The following is an 18,683-nucleotide window of genomic DNA, read 5'->3' on the forward strand; positions in this document are numbered from 1 at the left end:
TAAAAAACTATGAACACAAAGTTATTTATCAGTAGCATATTTCTCTCCACCTCGTTGTCACTCTTCGCACAGAAAAGTGCCACTATCACTTTACACACAGACCAGAGCGAGCAAATCATTCCCAAAGAAATCTACGGCCAATTTGCAGAGCATTTGGGAACTTGTATCTATGGTGGACTTTGGGTAGGTGAAAACTCCGATATTCCCAACATCAACGGTTATCGCACCGACGTATTCAATGCACTGAAGGAGCTCCGTGTACCCGTCCTTCGCTGGCCGGGAGGCTGCTTTGCCGATGAATACCACTGGATGGACGGTATCGGCCCTAAAGAAAACCGCCCCAAAATGGTGAACAACAACTGGGGAGGCACTATCGAAGACAACAGTTTCGGAACCCATGAGTTCCTCAATCTCTGCGAAATGCTGGGATGTGAACCCTATATCAGTGGAAACGTAGGCAGTGGTACCGTAGAAGAACTTGCCAAATGGGTGGAATACATGACCTCCGAAGGAGACTCCCCCATGGCACGCCTGCGCCGCCAGAACGGTCGCGACAAAGCCTGGAAAGTAAAATACCTCGGCGTGGGTAACGAAAGCTGGGGTTGCGGTGGAAGCATGCGTCCCGAATATTATGCCGACCTCTACCGCCGCTATTCCACCTACTGCCGCAACTATGACGGCAATAGCCTTTTCAAGATAGCCAGCGGTGCCAGCGACTACGACTATAACTGGACCAAAGTGCTGATGGACCGCGTAGGCGGCCGTATGCACGGTCTTTCCTTGCACTACTATACCGTCAGCGGATGGAACGGCAGTAAAGGCGCCGCCACCCAATTCAGTAAAGACGACTATTACTGGACACTGGGCAAATGCCGCGAAATAGAAGATGTCATCAAGAAGCATTGCACCATTATGGATGAATACGACCCTCAAAAGAACGTGGCTCTTATGCTTGACGAATGGGGAACCTGGTGGGACACTGAACCGGGTACCAATCCCGGACATCTGTACCAACAGAATACATTGCGTGATGCTTTTGTCGCTTCCCTCAGCTTCGACATCTTCCATAAATATACCGACCGTCTGAAAATGGCAAACATTGCCCAAATCGTCAATGTATTGCAATCCATGATTCTGACCAGCGGAAAAAACATGGTACTCACCCCCACTTATTATGTATTCAAAATGTACAATGTACACCAGGATGCCACCTACATTCCTCTTGAGCTGAACTGCGACATGATGGATGTACGCGACAACCGCAGAATACCAATGGTCAGCGCTACCGCCTCCAAAGACCCAAACGGCAAGATACACATTTCCATGTCCAACGTAGATGCAGACAATGCACAGGAAGTGACCATCAATCTGTCTGGAACGAAAGCCAAGAAAGCAGTTGGTGAAATATTGACTTCCACCAATCTGACGGACTACAATTCATTTGAAAATCCCGACAATGTGAAACCCGTTCCGTTCAAAGAGGTAAAAATCAATAAAGATATTCTCAAGATTAAACTTCCGGCCAAATCAATCGTTACTATTGAGTTACAGTAAAACTACCGTGCACCGCACAAAATCAGCTAAATACGTTTAGTATCATTTTAGCAGCAAAAAGGCAGTAATACTGATAAAAAAGACACTCTTCGAGTGTTGTGAATTACGCATAAAGAGTTATCTTTGCCCTTGGAAAACCTACAAGGACCAAATAACCTATTGATAATATTCAAAATAAATTAGATTCAATATGAACGACAACAAACTTATGAACCGTGCGGCGGACAATATCCGTATCCTTGCTGCATCCATGGTTGAGAAAGCCAACTCCGGGCATCCGGGCGGTGCCATGGGTGGTGCTGACTTTGTAAATGTACTCTTCTCAGAGTTCCTGGTATATGACCCTGAAAATCCGGCTTGGGAAGGTCGTGACCGTTTCTTCCTCGACCCGGGACACATGTCACCGATGCTTTACTCTACATTGGCCCTGACCGGCAAGTTCACGCTGGACGAACTGAAAGAGTTCCGCCAATGGGGAAGCCCTACTCCGGGACATCCCGAACGTGACATCATGCGCGGCATCGAAAACACTTCCGGACCGCTCGGCCAGGGACACACATTTGCAGTCGGTGCAGCCATCGCAGCCAAGTTCATGAAGGCACGTTTCGAAGAAGTAATGCCACAGACCATCTACGCTTATATTTCTGACGGTGGCATCCAGGAAGAAATCTCCCAAGGCTCAGGCCGTATCGCCGGAGCATTAGGGTTGGATAATCTCATCATGTTCTATGATGCCAACGACATTCAGCTTTCTACCGAGACAAAGGATGTGACCATCGAAGATACCGGCAAGAAATACGAAGCTTGGGGCTGGAAAGTCATTAAAATCAATGGTAACGATCCCGATGCCATCCGCGGTGCACTGAACGAAGCCAAAGCTGAGAAAGAGTGTCCGACGCTGATTATCGGCCATACCGTAATGGGTAAAGGTGCCCGCAAGGCAGACGGCAGCAGCTACGAGGCTGATTGTGCCACGCACGGTGCTCCTCTGGGCGGCGACGCTTATATAAACACTATCAAGAATTTGGGTGGTGACCCGACAAATCCGTTTGTCATCTTCCCCGAAGTGGCCGAACTATATGCCAAGCGTGCAACTGAGCTGAAGAAAATCATGGCTGAAAAGTATGCAGCCAAAGCCGCATGGGCAAAAGCCAATCCAGAAAAGGCTGCCAAACTGGAAATGTTCTTCTCCGGCAAGGCTCCCGAAGTGAATTGGGCCGCCATCGAACAGAAAGCAGGCGTTGCCACCCGCGCAGCATCTGCCACTGTGCTCAGTGCTCTCGCCACTCAAGTAGAAAATATGATTGTTGCTTCTGCCGACCTTTCCAATTCCGACAAGACAGACGGATTCCTCAAGAAAACACATGCCTTCAAGAAAGGTGACTTCAGCGGTGCATTCTTCCAGGCCGGTGTTGCCGAGCTGACTATGGCATGTTGCTGTATCGGTATGGCACTGCATGGCGGTGTAATCCCCGCTTGCGGAACTTTCTTCGTATTCTCCGACTACATGAAACCTGCCGTACGTATGGCAGCCCTGATGGAAGTTCCCGTGAAGTTCATCTGGACACACGATGCCTTCCGTGTAGGTGAAGACGGTCCTACCCATGAACCGGTAGAGCAGGAAGCCCAAATCCGCCTGATGGAAAAACTGAAAAACCACAAGGGACATAATTCCATGTTGGTACTCCGCCCGGCAGATGCAGAAGAAACAACTGTGGCATGGAAACTGGCAATGGAAAATACCACAACCCCAACCGGTTTGATTTTCTCCCGCCAGAACATCGCCAACCTGCCCGAAGGCAACGATTACGAACAAGCTGCCAAAGGCGCTTATATTGTAGCCGGCTCCGATGAAAATCCAAATATAATCCTCGTTGCTTCAGGCTCGGAAGTTGCCACATTGGTAGCCGGTACTGAATTGCTGCGCAAGGATGGCATCAAGGTGCGTATCGTGTCCGTTCCTTCCGAAGGTCTGTTCCGTAGCCAAGCTCCGGGATATCAAGAAGGCATTATCCCGTGTGGTGCCAAGGTATTCGGCCTGACAGCCGGTCTGCCCGTCACACTGCAAGGGCTGGTAGGTCCCCGCGGTAAAGTATGGGGATTGGAATCATTCGGATTCTCGGCACCTTATAAAGTGCTGGACGAAAAGCTCGGTTTCACCGCAGAGAACGTTTACAAACAAGTAAAAGCAATGTTATAATCATTATCCAATGTGCTGATGTGCTGATTGCCCGCGCCCTACAAGCTGCAGGCATCAGCACATTGGCACATTGGTATATTAACTGACCATCATGAAAACAATAGGAATCTGTTCCGACCATGCAGGCTTCGAATTGAAGGAATATGTCCGCGGCTGGCTGGAAGCCAAAGGCTGGGCTTACAAGGACTTCGGGACCTACTCAACCGAGAGTTGCGACTATCCCGACTTTGCACATCCTTTGGCACTGGCCGTTGAAGCCGGAGAGTGCTATCCGGGAATTGCCATCTGCGGAAGCGGTGAAGGTATCAGCATAACGCTGAACAAGCATCAGGGTATCCGCGCAGCCCTCTGCTGGACGGCAGAAATAGCCCATTTGGCACGCCAGCACAATGATGCCAATGTGCTTGTCATGCCAGGGCGATTCATCAGTACCGAAGAAGCCGACATGATTATGAGGGAATTCTTCAGTACACCATTCGAAGGCGGACGCCACCAACGAAGAGTGGACAAGATACCGGTACACTTGTAAAGCAATAGAATCACCTTCTTTATGATATCCGCCCGAAGCTCTGACATTCTGATAGAATCGTGAGAAACTTCGGGCTTTTTATTTGCCCCTTTTTCTTATTTTTCACAGTGAAGATGCTCATTGTCTTCAAATAAAAACTATCTTTGTGGTTCGATAACCCGGATATTTTTTAGATATGGAACGACTGAATACCATAAAAGAGCTTATCAACCAGGGAAATGTAGAGCAAGCCATCCAGCAGCTTGACGAAATACTGCAAACAGACTTTCCCGGCAAAGACGAAGCTTACTACCTGCGGGGAAATGCCTATCGGAAACAAGGCAACTGGCAACAAGCACTGAACAACTATCAGTATGCCATCGACCTGAACCCCGAAAGCCCGGCACAACATGCCTATCAAATGGCTATGGACATCCTGAACTTCTACAACAAGGATATGTACAATCAATAAATAAAGAACGTAAATTATGGCAAAAATCAAAGGAGCAATCGTAGTAGACACCGAACGTTGCAAAGGCTGCAACTTGTGTGTGGTAGCGTGTCCGCTCAACGTAATAGCCCTCACCAAGGAGGTGAATGTGAAAGGGTATAACTATGCCCACCAGATATTGGAAGATACTTGTAACGGCTGCGCCTCGTGCGCCACAGTATGTCCGGACGGATGTATCTCAGTATATAAAATAAAAGTAGAATAAATCTGTAAATCAGTAGAATATGGCAGAAGAAGTTGTATTAATGAAAGGAAACGAAGCCATCGCCCACGCAGCCATCCGTTGCGGTGCAGACGGTTACTTCGGATATCCCATTACTCCGCAATCGGAGGTATTGGAAACTCTTGCCGAACTGAAACCCTGGGAGACGACCGGCATGGTGGTTCTTCAGGCAGAAAGTGAAGTGGCAGCTATCAATATGGTGTACGGCGGTGCCGGAAGTGGTAAAATGGTCATGACCTCCTCCTCCAGCCCCGGTGTCAGCCTAAAGCAGGAAGGTATCTCTTATCTGGCAGGTGCCGAGCTGCCTTGCTTGATTGTAAACGTTATGCGCGGCGGTCCCGGTCTGGGAACCATCCAACCGAGCCAGGCCGACTATTTCCAGACAGTAAAAGGAGGCGGCCACGGTGACTATCGTCTGATTGCCCTTGCTCCGGCTTCCGTACAAGAAATGGCAGATTTCGTAGGACTGGCATTCGAACTTGCCTTCAAATACCGTAATCCGGCAATCATCCTTGCCGACGGTGTCATCGGCCAGATGATGGAAAAAGTGGTGCTCCCGGCACAAAAGCCACGCCGCACCGATGCGGAAGTCATCGAACAATGCCCATGGGCCACTACCGGCAGAACCAACGGCCGCAAACCCAACGTCATCACCTCATTGGAACTGAAACCGGAAGAAATGGAAAAGAACAACATCCGTTTCCAGGCCAAATACAAGCAGATAGAAGAGAATGAGGTTCGCTTCGAGGAAATTCATTGCGATGATGCCGACTACCTGATTGTAGCCTTCGGCTCTATGGCACGCATCGGACAGAAAGCAATGGAGCTGGCACGCGAAGAAGGAATAAAGGTAGGTATGCTCCGCCCCATCACGTTGTGGCCGTTCCCGACCAAAGCCATTGTCGCGTATGCCGACAAGGTGAAAGGTATGCTCGTTACAGAATTGAATGCCGGACAGATGGTGGAAGATGTCCGCCTTGCCGTGAACGGTAAAGTGAAAGTGGAACATTTCGGACGCCTCGGCGGCATTGTTCCCGATCCGGATGAGATAGTAGATGCATTGAAAGAAAAACTGATTAAGAAATGAATCCTGATAAAATAAGAAACGTACTGAACATTCTCTTCATGGTACTTGCCCTGGCAGCTATCATTATATATTTTGCTGCAAAAGATGACTTCAAGCTGTTCATCTACGTCTGCGGCGCGGCGATATTCGTCAAGTTGATGGAGTTTTTCATACGGTTCACCAACAGATAGGAGAAGTGATTATGACAAAAGAAGATATTATAAAGCCCGAGAATCTGGTTGTCAAGAAACCGACTCTGATGAACGACAATCCCATGCACTACTGCCCGGGATGCAGTCACGGCGTAGTTCATAAACTCGTAGCCGAAGTTATCGAAGAAATGGGACTGGAAGACAAAGCAATAGGCATCTCCCCCGTGGGATGTGCCGTGTTCATCTATAATTATATAGACATCGACTGGCAGGAAGCCGCCCATGGACGTGCGCCCGCACTTGCCACTGCCATCAAGCGCCTTTGGCCGGACCGCCTGGTGTTCACTTACCAAGGAGACGGCGACCTGGCTTGTATCGGTACTGCCGAAACCATCCACGCCTTGAACCGCGGCGAAAACATCACCATCATCTTCATCAACAATGCCATCTATGGTATGACCGGGGGACAAATGGCTCCCACTACCCTTGTAGGCATGAAGACATCGACCAGCCCTTACGGACGTGACGTGCATCTGCACGGCTATCCGCTGAAGATGGCCGATATTGCTGCACAATTGGAAGGAACCGCTTACGTGACACGCCAAAGCGTACAGTCCGTTCCCGCCATCCGCAAAGCGAAAAAGGCTATCCGCAAAGCATTCGAGAACTCTATGGCAGGCAAAGGTTCCAACCTTGTGGAAATCGTTTCCACCTGTAACTCCGGCTGGAAGATGTCTCCTGCGAAATCCAATGAATGGATGGTAGAGAACATGTTCCCCTTCTATCCGCTGGGCGACCTGAAAGATAAATAATCATGCTAAAGACAGAAGAACAATGAAAGAAGAAATCATTATAGCAGGCTTCGGTGGACAAGGTGTATTGTCCATGGGAAAGATTTTGGCATATTCCGGATTGATGGAAGGCAAAGAGGTGACTTGGATGCCGGCTTACGGACCGGAACAACGTGGTGGTACAGCCAACGTAACAGTCATCGTAAGTGACGAGAAAATATCCTCACCCATCTTAAGCAAGTACGATGCCGCCATCATCCTGAACCAGCCGTCACTGGAGAAATTCGAAAGCAAGGTAAAACCCGGAGGCGTACTTATCTACGACGGTTACGGCATCATCAACCCGCCGACGCGTAAGGACATCCACGTTTACCGCATCAACGCCATGGATGCCGCCAATGAAATGAACAACGCCAAGGCATTCAACATGATTGTATTGGGTGGATTATTGAAAATCAAGCCGATGGTTACACTGGACAGTGTACTCAGAGGATTGAAGAAGACACTGCCCGAACGCCACCACCACTTGATACCGATGAACGAAGAAGCTATCAAGAAAGGAATGGAACTTATTCAGGAAATGAAATGAAAGGCTATGTAAAGCCACTCCCCATAAGAGGAGGAACTTTACGCCAGAATAAGAGATAAAGAAAAACGGATAAGCCCTTGTGATATTGATTTATTGCAAGGGCTTATTTCATTTCAAGCCGGAAAAGTATGGATTCAAGGGCAGAGAACCGGAAGCAGTATAGAACAAAACAGAAAACAAGACAGTTTAAAAGAAGCAAAAAAGGCTGAATTCAGTAAGCAAATAATTTTTTATTGTATCTTTGCGCCTAATTATGAGACGAATTGTACTGACATATATATTTCTGTCCGTTATAGGGATATGGGGGGCTATGGCGCAAAACACCTTAAACCCGATGAACAATCGCGACCGGTTCGGTAACCAGATTGACCCGAATACCCAGCCGGACAATCTGGAAGACAGTACCAATACTGAGATTCAAAGTCTTCCACCCAAGCTTTACATGTGGAAACTAAGTGAGACACTGGGCAACCGTACCATCATACCTGCCGACACAGCCAGCCTCAACTTCCAGAGCACCAATCTGGTGGAAGGAATGTTCGGCCATTACAACTACTTGGGAAATTTAGGTTCTCCACGCCTCTCACGTCTGTTCTTCGAACGGGAGGAAAGCGAACCTACCATCTTCATGGCTCCCTTCTCCAGTTTTTTCACACGTCCCGACCAGGTGCTTTTCACCAACAGCAACGTGCCTTACACCAATCTTACCTACTACAAAGCCGGCAGCAAAGTGAACGGTGAAGAACGCTTCAAGTCCTACTTCTCCGTCAACGTCAACAAGCAGTTGGCATTTGGCTTTAACATCGACTATCTGTACGGACGCGGTTATTACCAGAACCAGTCCACCTCGCACTTCAATGCAGGTCTGTTCGGTAGCTATATCGGCGAGAAATATCAGGTACAAGCAGTCTACAACAACTTTTTCCTGAAGATGAACGAGAACGGCGGTATTGCAGACGACCAATACATCACCCGTCCCGAAAACATGTCCGGAGGAAAGAAAGAGTACGAGTCCACCACTATCCCGGTCAAATTGGAACAGAGTTCCAACCGTAACAAGGATTTTTATATCTATCTGACACAGCGCTATCGTCTTGGTTTTACGCGGAGAGTACGGAACACACAAGAAGGCAAACCGACGGTATCCGCACCCAAAGCCTCATCCTCCCCGTCCTCTGAAGCCGAAATATCCGCTTCGAACAACGACATAGCATTGCCAAACGACAGCATAGCATCAAAATCGGTCAGCACACTTGCAGCTGCCAATGACAGCCTGCCGTCTGTTTCTACCGCAGACAACGACTCACTTTTCGAAGAAGAGTTCGTCCCCGTCACCAGCTTTATCCATACCTTGAAAGTAGAGCGGTCGCGGCACCAATTCCGTTCGGGAAGCGAGCCCGAAGGATTCTTCCCGGAAGACTACAAGCTTTACAAGAATTACAGCAACGACTCCACCACAGCATTCAGTGTAAAGAACGTGTTCGGAATAGCCTTGCTGGAAGGTTTCAACAAATACGCCAAAGCCGGACTTACGGCTTATATCTCCCACAAGTTCAGCCGGTACGACCTGATGAATACGGACACACTTACCGACATGCGCCGCATCCGCTACACCGAGCAGGAAATCTTCCTGGGTGGCGAACTCGCCAAGCGCGAAGGCAAACTGCTGCACTACAACGTAAACGGTGAAGTGGGGTTGGTAGACAAAGCCATCGGGCAGTTCCGCGTCAACGCCAATCTGGACCTGAACTTCCGTCTATGGAAAGATACGGTGAACTTCTACGCCCGCGGTTATGTGAGCAACACGCTTCCTTCCTTCTATATGCGCCATTACCACTCCAACCACTACAACTGGGACAACGACAACATGGACAAGGAATTCCGTACGCGTGTGGAAGGCGAGCTGAACATTTCCCGTTGGGGAACCAATCTCCGTGCCGGCGTAGAGAATATCAAGAACTACACCTACTTCAACCAAAGCGCCCTGCCCGAACAGAACGGAGGCAACATACAAGTGCTGTCCGCCACACTGAAACAAGACTTCCGCCTCGGTGTCTTCCACCTGGACAATGAGGTGACCTGGCAGAAGACGAGCAATGAAACAGTACTTCCATTGCCCCAACTCTCGCTCTACCATAACTTCTACATACTGGCTAAACTCGCCAAGAAGGTGCTGACCGTTCAGTTGGGTGCCGATGTCCGTTACTTCACCAAGTACAACGCACCTGCCTATGCACCCGGCGTCCAGCAGTTCCATCTGCAACCTACGGACGATTTGGTGGAAATAGGCGGTTACCCCATCGTAAACGTATATGCCAACCTGCACTTGAAGCGGACGCGTATCTTTGCCATGATGTATCACGTCAACGCGGGTATGGGAAGCGCCAATTCCTTCCTGGTGCCGCACTACCCCATCAATCCGCGCTTGTTCAAAATTGGCGTCTCATGGAATTTCTATGACTAACAGATGACTGTATGACGAAAAGCAGACTGCTCAAATACGCACTTCTGGGAATTGCAGCGGCTCTCATTGCCCACTATCTCATCAAGAAAGAAGAGAAACCGAAAGGTCATCCGCGCGATTATGCCGAGATAGCTGCCGAAGGCATCATACATGCTTCGACGGAATACAACTCCATCAGCTTCTATGTGGATGATGACACCTTGTCCGGTTTCCACTACGAGCTGATAGAAGCTTTTGCACGCGACCACGGGCTGCAAGCGGCCATATCACCGGAAATGAGCTTCAACAAGCGGCTGGAAGGCCTGGCCGACGGGCAATATGACGTGATTGCCTACGGCATCCTCGCCACCAGTGAGCTGAAAGACTCCTTGCTGCTTACCACCCCTATTGTGCTGAACAAGCAAGTGCTGGTGCAACGCAAGCTTGAGAATATTTCCGACTCGTCATTATTCATCAAAAGCCAACTGGACCTGGCTGGAAAGACACTGCACGTAGTGAAAGGCTCCCCTTCCATACTACGCATCCGCAACCTGGGAAATGAGATAGGCGACACCATCTACGTTGAGGAAATAGAGAAGTACGGTTCCGAACAACTGATTGCCTTGGTAGCCCATGGAGACATCGACTATGCCGTATGCGACGAAAGCATTGCCCGTACCGCAGCCGACAGCATTCCTCAAATAGACATCAATACCGCCATCAGCTTCACGCAATTCTATTCCTGGGGAGTAAGCAAACAGTCCCCTATCCTGCTGGACAGCCTCAACACATGGCTGGATAGTTTCAAAAAGGGAAAAGAATACAAGAAAATCTACAAACGATACTACGGGAAACGAAACTAAGCTGCACTTTTCCATACACGCAGCATATCCCTACTTTTACAACTAGTTATTAATCAACAGCTTATTACTGCAAAATCCTGCATACATTTTGCAGTGCCACTGCAAAGCCGTTGCAGTGGCACTGCACACCGATATGCAGTACGACTGCAACAGTTATGCAGTGATACTGCAACACGTTTGCAGTCGCACTGCAAAATACATGCAGCAAGAATGCAAACAAGATGCAGTCATCAAATACCCATATCGATATTACGGCATACCCGAAGTAAAGAATTAGAGTCCTTCCACCTCCCTTAGCCACATCTCCGACGAAGCATCGCTCGGCATTCTCCAATCACCGCGCGGACTCAGAGAGATACTGCCCACCTTCGGACCATCCGGCAAACAGGAACGCTTGAACTGCTGGTTGAAGAAACGACGGCAGAAAGTCTGCAACCATTTTTTGATGGTTTCTTCATCATACATCCCCTTGAATGTGCGTGCTGCCAGGAAAAATATCTTGGAAGGACGGAAACCGCAGCGCAGGAAGTAATAAAGGAAGAAGTCGTGAAGCTCATACGGCCCCACCAAATCCTCGGTAATCTGCTGGATATTACCGTTCTCATCTGCCGGAATCAGTTCCGGGCTGATGGGAGTATCCACAATATCGAGCAAGGTAGCACGTGAAGCATCGTCCATATCATGCTCTGCCACCCATTTCACCAAGTGCTTCACCAGAGTCTTGGGGACGCTGGCATTCACACCGTACATCGACATGTGATCGCCGTTGTAAGTGGCCCATCCTAAAGCAAGTTCCGAAAGGTCGCCCGTACCGATAACCATTCCCCAGGTCTGGTTGGCAATATCCATCAAGATTTGGGTACGCTCCCGTGCCTGCGCATTCTCGTAAACCACGTCGTGCACATGGACATCATGGTCTATGTCTTTGAAATGCTGTATGCAGGCCTCCTTGATACTGACTTCGCGGACAGTCACACCGAGGGAGTTCATCAGGTCGATGGCATTCGTGTAAGTACGGTCGGTCGTTCCGAATCCCGGCATGGTGACACCGACAATACCCTGGCGGGACCATCCCAACTTATCGAAAGTCTTTACGCAAACCAGCAGCGCCAGCGTAGAATCCAGTCCACCCGAAATGCCGATAACGGCACTTTTCGCTTTAGTATGCACCAGACGTTGCGCCAGTCCGGACACCTGGATGGAGAATACCTCCTCACAGCGTTCGTCCAACGCTATCCCCTGCGGAACAAATGGATGCGGTTCAAAAGTACGTGTCAGGTTCAAATCCCTGCTGTTGACATACTCCGTAAAGATTCGTACCGGAAGGGCCGAAACACAATTTGCATGGCAAGCCGCGAAGGTCGTATTCACCCGGCGCTCCGTACGCAAGTGTTCCACATCAATTTCACTGATGACCACCTGCCCTTCGAAAGAGAAGCGTTCGTTTGCCGCCAGCAGAGTCCCGTTCTCATAAATCAGTCCGTTGCCGGCAAACACCACATCCGTAGTGGATTCTCCGAAACCGCATGAGCTGAATACATAACCGGCAATGCACCGTGCCGACTGCTGGCTGATAAGCGAGCGCAGATAATTGTGCTTGCCGATACCTTCATTGTCGGCCGAAAGATTGAACAAGATTTCCGCACCTTGCAGTGCCAGCGTGGAACTGGGCGGTATGGGTGCCCACAAATCTTCGCATATCTCCACTCCGAAAGTGGTATCTGCCGTTTCGAACAGCAGGTCTCTCCCCATCGGAATAATCTGCCCGCAAAGGCGCACACTGTTTTCTGCCACATCACATGCGGAAGTAAACCAGCGCTTCTCATAAAACTCCTTATAATTGGGAAGATAAGTCTTCGGGACAACGCCCAGCACTCTCCCCTTCTGAATGACAACCGCCGCATTCAGCAACACACCGTTCAGTGCAACGGGCATGCCCAATATCGAAATGATATCCATCTGGCGCGTATTGTTCAGAATCTGTATCAGCCCCATTTCCGCCTCTTCGAGCAGAAGTTGCTGGGCAAAGAGGTCGCCACAAGTATATCCGGTAATGCACAACTCCGGAAAAGCAATGATTTGCACACCTTTCCCGTCGGCTATAATAATCTCTTTTTCAATCTCTGAGGCATTGAACTTACAGTCAGCCACCTTGACACGGGGCACAGCCGCCGCTACTTTTACATATCCGTAATTCATAAGGATGCTATATTATTTATTCGGTGCAAAGATACGGCAAAATTCTGATTAAGAGAGATAAGAGAAAAACGTTTTCTCTATATCGGCACGAGAAACCGACTGAAGCCGGGGTGCATCCTGCCTTCGCTTTTATGGCAAAAATACGGCAACCTGCCTACAAGAAGAGGAACATATATAAACAATTTTAATGACCGCAACTAAAAATTTTCCAAAAATCTTTTGGAGAATTATAGGAACTTCCTATCTTTGCAAGTGAATTAAAAATGTAATAATTACAAGTTTGAAACTTTAGATTATATGGATGTAGTAAAACGATTGCAGAATCATAATATCAAGCCTTCAGTACAGCGCATAGCCATCATGAATTACTTGATAGAGCATCGTACGCATCCCACGGTGGATGAAATCTATACGGCACTGTCTCCCTCCATACCGACACTGTCTAAAACAACGGTATACAATACCTTGAAACTACTGAGCGAGCAAGGTGCCGCACAAACCCTGACTATCGACGAGCGTAACACATGTTATGATGCCGATACCAGCCCGCACGGTCATTTCTTGTGCAAGCGTTGCGGAAAGATTTATGACTTGATGTGCAATAACAACATCAAGAAAGTGGTCGACATGGATATGGACGGGCACGATGTGCAGGAAATCCACTACTATTATAAAGGAATCTGTAAACATTGCATAGAAGAAGAACGTTTAAGAACAACAAAGAATAACTAATTCAACTAATTAAAATCTGAGAGAAAATGAAAAAATTTAGATGTACTGTATGCGGTTACGTATACGAAGGAGATGCAGCTCCCGAAAAGTGCCCATTGTGTAAAGCTCCCGCAAGCAAGTTCGTAGAAGTTGAAGAAGCAACAGCTGACGGCCCGCTGGTATTTGCCGACGAACACGTAATCGGCGTAGCCAAAGGTTGCGACGACGAAATGATTAAAGACCTGAACAACCACTTCATGGGCGAATGTACAGAAGTTGGTATGTACTTGGCAATGAGCCGCCAGGCAGACCGTGAAGGCTATCCTGAAGTTGCAGAAGCTTTCAAGCGTTACGCTTGGGAAGAAGCAGAACACGCTGCTAAATTCGCTGAACTGCTGGGTGACTGCGTATGGGACACCAAGACAAACCTCGAAAAGAGAATGAACGCAGAATCAGGTGCATGCGAAGACAAGAAGCGTATCGCTACCCGTGCCAAAGCATTGAACCTCGACGCTATCCATGACACCGTTCACGAAATGGCTAAGGACGAAGCCCGTCACGGTAAAGGTTTCGAAGGTCTGTACAACCGCTATTTCAAGAAATAATCCTATACTTTTATAGTAATGTGAAGAAAAGGGACTGCTAATGTTAGTAAGTCCCTTTTTTTATTCCAACTTTTTTCACTTTACAATGTCACGTTTGTATTTCCCATTCGTCTTATCTGTGTAAATGGAACTCAAAGAATTCAAAATAACCGTTCTTCCACTCCGTGCCAAGCTGTTGAACTATGCACGGAAGTTGACCGACGAACCGGAGGATGCAGAAGATGCCGTCCAGGAGGTACTGCTCAAGCTATGGAACAAAAGGCTTGAACTGGAGCAATACCGGAGCATCGAAGCATTTGCCATGACGTTGACGCACAACATCTGTATAGATATGTGGCGCTGCAAACGCAACGACACCCTATCTCTCGACATAGTGCAGGCGGCATCCCCCACCGGAACACCGGAACGGCTGTTGGAAATCAAAGATGAAATCCGTCTGATGCACGAAATCATCGACTCGCTGCCCAATCTTCAACGCACCATCATGCGGATGAAGGACATCGAAGGATACGAAACGGACGAAATCGCCGAAATCACGGGATGCGGACCGGAAGCCATCCGCAGCAATCTGTCAAGAGCCCGGAAGAAAGTGAGAGACGTTTACCTGCGAACCATACAAGAAAGAAAAGAAAGGAGAAATGAGCCATGAAGATAGATGAACTGCTGGATAAATATTTCGAAGGGGAAACTTCCTGCGAAGAAGAGCGTGAACTGCGCCGTTTCTTTACCGAAGAGGAAGTGCCGGAGCACCTGCAAACGTACCGCCCCCTATTCGCTTATCTGAACCGGGAAGCAACTTCAATGGCAGAACCGACAGAGGAAAAATCCGTAACAACAGAATCGGCAAAGGAAGTACCCGCACAGCGGAAGCCTTTCCGTCTCTATCGCACATTCTATGCTGTCAGCGGCATTGCCGCCGGATTGCTCCTGCTTCTCGGGGTAGCTAAGATTATATTTCCGCTTTCCGGTGTTCCCGAAAATTATGTCGTCATCGACGGCCAGCGGTATACAGACGAGAAACTGGTGGAAGCCAAAGCACTAGAAGCCCTGCAGAACGCCAGCTTCACGGATGAAGATTTAAGCAACTTACTGTTTCAACACTAATATAACAAGGTTATGAAAACATCTATACTGATTTGCATACGTAGTCTGTGCCTCTTTTCCCTGCTGATTTGCCTGCCAGCCTTTGTACATGCACAAGAGAGACTGCAAATAGCCGACCTATTCAGCAAGTATGGCGAGCAAAAGGACGTGACCAGGGTAGAACTGAACGGCAGTATCCTGAAATCTTACCGCATGACTACCTACAAGAGCCTTGTGTTCAAGAATGTATCCCCCTATCGCCGGGAAATTCAGCAGGCCATTGTACACGACAAGCAAGATAACGCAAAGAAGGCGCAGGAGGTAATGGAAAGCGGTGTGCTGCGCAGCGCTTATTACCAACTGAAAGAGGTGGAACGCAATGGAAAGAAGCTGAACCGCTACATCATTTTCAAGATAGGAAAAGACTCCATGGGCACTTTGATTTACATAGAGGGTCTGCTCAGTGAAAAGGAAATGATGGATATGCTTTACAAATCGGAATAACACTAAAAACAATATACGATATGAAAACCAGAATTATGATTTTGGCCTGCCTGCTTGCTGTACCGGCCGGCCGCATGGCAGCACAACAACAGACTGACCCTGAACAGAAAGCTACAGTACAGACACAAGGCGACTCCATCATCATCCGGAAAGGAAAAGGAGACATGCGCATCAAGGTGTACGAAGAGCAGTTGGAAGACGGAGAAAAGAAAGAAGTACAAATTTATGAAGGAGTCTATCTCGAGAAAGTGGATGCAGACAAGCGCACTTTCCTCGACGCCCTGCCATTCATCCCCAAAAAGAGAAGATACAATGCTTACGAACCGCACTGTTCCGGTCTGTATATTGGCTACAGCCGGCTGGCTAACGACTTCCTTTCCTTCGGAGCAAGCGACAAGATGGGACTCGACTTATCCAAGTCATGGGAATTCGGCTTCAACATCCTCTCCGTATATCACAACTTCAAGAAGAACCCGCATTGGGGAATCAACCTGGGAGTCAGCTGGGGATACCGTTCTTTCAATATCGACGGTAACTATGCCTTGCTGAAGGAAAACGGAACCAGCATCTTCACCGCAGGCAACGAAGACACCAGTTACAATAAAAGCCGTCTGCGCCATTTCTTCTTCCGTGTACCCGTATTGATGGAATGGCAGCAAAGAGTGGGAAGAAACAAAGTGTTCTTCAATGCCGGTCCCGAATTTGAGATACGTCACAGCGTGAAGTCATTCTCACACATCAACGGAGGCAAGAAGAAAACCGTAGGCAAAGGTATGTATGTGCAGCCCGTCGGCATAAACCTGCTGGCACAAGCCGGTTATGGTAATATCGGCATTTACCTGCGCTACTCCACATACGGATTATTCCAGAAAGACAAGGGACCGGAAGTATCTCCCTATTCATTTGGCGTGGCATGGTATCTGTAATCCCTCCCCTATAACACAAGACTCCCCGAAATGTATTTGTACATTCCGGGGAGTTCTTTTATACCCTAAGGTATTGACAATGAAAGGTTATCTGCAATGAAAATTGTTCTTCTAAAAACGCATGCCCAATGTAAATAGCACTTTACTGCGAGTGTTGGTAACTTCCGTTGTTGGCGGTGTTACCAAGCCATTTATATCATTATAAAACGGATAGAAATCAGATTTATAAGTATCGAATTTATAAGCCAAATCCGCATAAAACGAAGAAAAGCGATAACCGATACCTAAAGTGAAAGTATTCATCGATTTGCTATTGGCAAAATCCGTATCTGTATTTATAGAATTGGAAGGCAATGCCTTAATAGCATCCTTTTTATAGGCTGCAGTACTGTAATTGTAACCGGCACGCAGAGAGAAAGCAGGTATCGGCTTGTATTCTGCTCCTAAACGAAGCGTACTTACCCCCTTCATACAGAGGTCAGCCTCACCCGTTTCCCATGCCATCTCGTCACCTTCAGGATATTTGAACTTCATGCTTGAGTAGTCCTCATATTCATATTCAGCTCCCAAAGCCAGATTATTACCGACTGTATAGCCCAAACTTGCATTAAATACCCACGGGGTTTGCAGCTTAAAATCACGGTCCATATCTCTACCGCCTAATGCAGAATAAGTATCCACAGTGGTACGAGTAAGAGTTTCATCCCCAGCCTCATTCGGTAAAAACAAATCCGAAGTCAGCAACGCTCCCGTAGTATAAGTCAGTTTGTAATAAGTAGGAGTATGCACAGCCAAACCTATACGAAGCGGAGAATCCTCAATCGGCCGGAAGATGGCACCGAATTTGAAGTCGAAACCCGAACCGTGTATACGGTTAAAGCTCTCCAAAGAGTAGCCTTCCTCATAAATCTGCCCGTCGCCCTCCCATTTGTAGGCATACATTTCATCATAGAGAGAATATTTGTTGTAATCCACATCGTAAGCACCCAGAGTAACACCAAAGTAAAAACGGTCATTTATATTGAAGGAGATATTGAAATCATATTGGTCAATACCGCCACGCTCACGCGACAAGAAATAAGCATCCGCTTCGGAAGGAATATAAGGGTCATAAGAATCAGGAGAACCGGTCTGCCTATTCTCAAAAAGAAGAGAACCTTGATAACCTACAGCTCCCAACCAGCCAGCCTCACTGTCACGATAAATGTCATTCGATTCCCAATTCAAGCGTTGCTGATTATAATTGTGGTATACATAATCCTGGGCATCCGTAGCCTGCTGCGCCATACTCCGCACTTGAGATACATATTGATTATCTATGCTTCCCATCAACCCCTGCATCGTCATATTCTTATAGAATGACTTTGATTTGTGGTAATTAAAACCAAAATTCACATACCGCAAAGGAGTATGATTGCCTATCTTCGAAGCTATCACAAAACCGGCATTATCAAAACTCCAGCGGTTCTTGTTCGTTTCAAATTTATTACCTACATAATTGCTTTCTGTGCCCGTCATTGAATAGCCAAAGGTAAGCATAGCATCATTGCTACGATAAATACCGATACCGGCAGGATTGGTTCCTATGGTAGAAATATCACCACCCAATGCTCCCATAGCTCCGCCCATTCCGACAAAACGGGCGGTTCCATTCAATTCCTTCTGTGCTATATTCGTTGCATCATATATTGTCTGTGCCCCTGCGCCTACAGCTGTAAACATAGCAAGGGCTATCATGGTTATCTTCTTCATAAT

At 47.9% G+C, this 18,683-nt stretch carries 19 protein-coding genes; 17 read left to right on the forward strand and 2 right to left on the reverse strand.

Annotated features, from left to right (window positions below):
- Positions 1-9: 9 nt before the first annotated feature.
- From CSD97_RS11845 to CSD97_RS11895, 11 genes are all read left to right on the forward strand, one after another.
- Complete coding sequence (locus tag CSD97_RS11845; RefSeq protein ID WP_009036827.1) at positions 10-1,554, forward strand: alpha-N-arabinofuranosidase; 1,545 nt, start codon at positions 10-12, stop codon at positions 1,552-1,554.
- 190 nt (positions 1,555-1,744) lie between these two features.
- A complete protein-coding gene (locus tag CSD97_RS11850) occupies positions 1,745-3,754 on the forward strand; it encodes a transketolase (protein WP_009036826.1) in 2,010 nt (669 codons plus the stop codon).
- Positions 3,755-3,845: 91 nt separating this feature from the next.
- Complete coding sequence (gene rpiB, locus CSD97_RS11855) at positions 3,846-4,283, forward strand: ribose 5-phosphate isomerase B (RefSeq protein WP_005826596.1); 438 nt, start codon at positions 3,846-3,848, stop codon at positions 4,281-4,283.
- A 175-nt stretch (positions 4,284-4,458) separates the two neighbouring features.
- Positions 4,459-4,734, forward strand: coding sequence for a tetratricopeptide repeat protein (locus CSD97_RS11860; RefSeq protein WP_005826598.1), 276 nt, complete (start codon positions 4,459-4,461; stop codon positions 4,732-4,734).
- Between the two features lie 16 nt (positions 4,735-4,750).
- Entirely contained in the window at positions 4,751-4,978 is a 228-nt protein-coding gene (locus CSD97_RS11865; protein ID WP_005826600.1) for a 4Fe-4S binding protein, read from the forward strand.
- 19 nt (positions 4,979-4,997) lie between these two features.
- Positions 4,998-6,083: a 3-methyl-2-oxobutanoate dehydrogenase subunit VorB gene (locus CSD97_RS11870; RefSeq protein WP_005836032.1), complete on the forward strand. Its 1,086-nt coding sequence runs from the start codon at positions 4,998-5,000 to the stop codon at positions 6,081-6,083.
- Positions 6,080-6,253 carry a hypothetical protein gene (locus tag CSD97_RS11875; RefSeq protein ID WP_005826603.1) on the forward strand — a complete coding sequence of 58 codons (174 nt, stop codon included), beginning with the start codon at positions 6,080-6,082 and terminating at the stop codon, positions 6,251-6,253. Before CSD97_RS11870 ends, CSD97_RS11875 begins: the two co-directional genes overlap by 4 nt.
- A gap of 11 nt (positions 6,254-6,264) precedes the next feature.
- Positions 6,265-7,026, forward strand: a complete 762-nt coding sequence (locus CSD97_RS11880) for a thiamine pyrophosphate-dependent enzyme (protein WP_005836031.1) — start codon at positions 6,265-6,267, stop codon at positions 7,024-7,026.
- Positions 7,027-7,048: 22 nt separating this feature from the next.
- A complete protein-coding gene (locus CSD97_RS11885) occupies positions 7,049-7,594 on the forward strand; it encodes a 2-oxoacid:acceptor oxidoreductase family protein (RefSeq protein WP_005826606.1) in 546 nt (181 codons plus the stop codon).
- Between the two features lie 253 nt (positions 7,595-7,847).
- Complete coding sequence (locus CSD97_RS11890; RefSeq protein WP_005826610.1) at positions 7,848-10,058, forward strand: putative porin; 2,211 nt, start codon at positions 7,848-7,850, stop codon at positions 10,056-10,058.
- A gap of 11 nt (positions 10,059-10,069) precedes the next feature.
- A complete protein-coding gene (locus CSD97_RS11895) occupies positions 10,070-10,900 on the forward strand; it encodes a transporter substrate-binding domain-containing protein (protein ID WP_044467289.1) in 831 nt (276 codons plus the stop codon).
- Positions 10,901-11,173: 273 nt separating this feature from the next.
- Here CSD97_RS11895 and CSD97_RS11905 read toward each other — a convergent pair whose 3' ends face one another.
- Positions 11,174-13,099 (reverse strand): NAD(+) synthase, encoded by a 1,926-nt coding sequence (locus CSD97_RS11905; protein WP_098032444.1) that lies wholly within the window; start codon positions 13,097-13,099, stop codon positions 11,174-11,176.
- A 297-nt stretch (positions 13,100-13,396) separates the two neighbouring features.
- Here CSD97_RS11905 and CSD97_RS11910 point away from each other — a divergent pair, with 297 nt between their 5' ends.
- The 6 genes from CSD97_RS11910 to CSD97_RS11935 all read left to right on the forward strand — a co-directional run bounded on the left by CSD97_RS11910 (position 13,397) and on the right by CSD97_RS11935 (position 16,928).
- Positions 13,397-13,831: a transcriptional repressor gene (locus CSD97_RS11910; RefSeq protein WP_005826619.1), complete on the forward strand. Its 435-nt coding sequence runs from the start codon at positions 13,397-13,399 to the stop codon at positions 13,829-13,831.
- Between the two features lie 26 nt (positions 13,832-13,857).
- Positions 13,858-14,415, forward strand: a complete 558-nt coding sequence (locus tag CSD97_RS11915; protein WP_005836026.1) for an NADH peroxidase — start codon at positions 13,858-13,860, stop codon at positions 14,413-14,415.
- Positions 14,416-14,539: 124 nt separating this feature from the next.
- Entirely contained in the window at positions 14,540-15,064 is a 525-nt protein-coding gene (locus CSD97_RS11920) for a sigma-70 family RNA polymerase sigma factor (protein ID WP_005836025.1), read from the forward strand.
- Positions 15,061-15,519: a hypothetical protein gene (locus CSD97_RS11925; protein WP_005826626.1), complete on the forward strand. Its 459-nt coding sequence runs from the start codon at positions 15,061-15,063 to the stop codon at positions 15,517-15,519. The genes CSD97_RS11920 and CSD97_RS11925 overlap by 4 nt, the downstream gene beginning before the upstream one ends.
- Positions 15,520-15,531: 12 nt before the next feature.
- Entirely contained in the window at positions 15,532-16,002 is a 471-nt protein-coding gene (locus tag CSD97_RS11930; RefSeq protein WP_005826627.1) for a DUF4252 domain-containing protein, read from the forward strand.
- 20 nt (positions 16,003-16,022) lie between these two features.
- A complete protein-coding gene (locus tag CSD97_RS11935; protein ID WP_005826629.1) occupies positions 16,023-16,928 on the forward strand; it encodes an outer membrane beta-barrel protein in 906 nt (301 codons plus the stop codon).
- Between the two features lie 111 nt (positions 16,929-17,039).
- On the opposite strand, the gene CSD97_RS11940 is transcribed toward CSD97_RS11935, so the two are convergent.
- Positions 17,040-18,680: an outer membrane protein transport protein gene (locus CSD97_RS11940; RefSeq protein ID WP_061412056.1), complete on the reverse strand. Its 1,641-nt coding sequence runs from the start codon at positions 18,678-18,680 to the stop codon at positions 17,040-17,042.
- Between the last annotated feature and the right edge of the window lie 3 nt (positions 18,681-18,683).

It is taken from the genome of Bacteroides sp. AR29, assembly GCF_900217715.1.
Taxonomy (GTDB): Bacteria; Bacteroidota; Bacteroidia; order Bacteroidales; family Bacteroidaceae; genus Bacteroides; species Bacteroides uniformis.

Bases quoted from the DNA above. Each gene is read 5' to 3' on its own strand.
- CSD97_RS11845 (WP_009036827.1), top strand. From the start codon at position 10: ATGAACACAAAGTTATTTATCAGTAGCATATTTCTCTCCACCTCGTTG.
- CSD97_RS11850 (WP_009036826.1), top strand. From the start codon at position 1,745: ATGAACGACAACAAACTTATGAACCGTGCGGCGGACAATATCCGTATC.
- rpiB (WP_005826596.1), top strand. From the start codon at position 3,846: ATGAAAACAATAGGAATCTGTTCCGACCATGCAGGCTTCGAATTGAAG.
- CSD97_RS11860 (WP_005826598.1), top strand. From the start codon at position 4,459: ATGGAACGACTGAATACCATAAAAGAGCTTATCAACCAGGGAAATGTA.
- CSD97_RS11865 (WP_005826600.1), top strand. From the start codon at position 4,751: ATGGCAAAAATCAAAGGAGCAATCGTAGTAGACACCGAACGTTGCAAA.
- CSD97_RS11870 (WP_005836032.1), top strand. From the start codon at position 4,998: ATGGCAGAAGAAGTTGTATTAATGAAAGGAAACGAAGCCATCGCCCAC.
- CSD97_RS11875 (WP_005826603.1), top strand. From the start codon at position 6,080: ATGAATCCTGATAAAATAAGAAACGTACTGAACATTCTCTTCATGGTA.
- CSD97_RS11880 (WP_005836031.1), top strand. From the start codon at position 6,265: ATGACAAAAGAAGATATTATAAAGCCCGAGAATCTGGTTGTCAAGAAA.
- CSD97_RS11885 (WP_005826606.1), top strand. From the start codon at position 7,049: ATGAAAGAAGAAATCATTATAGCAGGCTTCGGTGGACAAGGTGTATTG.
- CSD97_RS11890 (WP_005826610.1), top strand. From the start codon at position 7,848: ATGAGACGAATTGTACTGACATATATATTTCTGTCCGTTATAGGGATA.
- CSD97_RS11895 (WP_044467289.1), top strand. From the start codon at position 10,070: ATGACGAAAAGCAGACTGCTCAAATACGCACTTCTGGGAATTGCAGCG.
- CSD97_RS11905 (WP_098032444.1), bottom strand. From the start codon at position 13,099: ATGAATTACGGATATGTAAAAGTAGCGGCGGCTGTGCCCCGTGTCAAG.
- CSD97_RS11910 (WP_005826619.1), top strand. From the start codon at position 13,397: ATGGATGTAGTAAAACGATTGCAGAATCATAATATCAAGCCTTCAGTA.
- CSD97_RS11915 (WP_005836026.1), top strand. From the start codon at position 13,858: ATGAAAAAATTTAGATGTACTGTATGCGGTTACGTATACGAAGGAGAT.
- CSD97_RS11920 (WP_005836025.1), top strand. From the start codon at position 14,540: ATGGAACTCAAAGAATTCAAAATAACCGTTCTTCCACTCCGTGCCAAG.
- CSD97_RS11925 (WP_005826626.1), top strand. From the start codon at position 15,061: ATGAAGATAGATGAACTGCTGGATAAATATTTCGAAGGGGAAACTTCC.
- CSD97_RS11930 (WP_005826627.1), top strand. From the start codon at position 15,532: ATGAAAACATCTATACTGATTTGCATACGTAGTCTGTGCCTCTTTTCC.
- CSD97_RS11935 (WP_005826629.1), top strand. From the start codon at position 16,023: ATGAAAACCAGAATTATGATTTTGGCCTGCCTGCTTGCTGTACCGGCC.
- CSD97_RS11940 (WP_061412056.1), bottom strand. From the start codon at position 18,680: ATGAAGAAGATAACCATGATAGCCCTTGCTATGTTTACAGCTGTAGGC.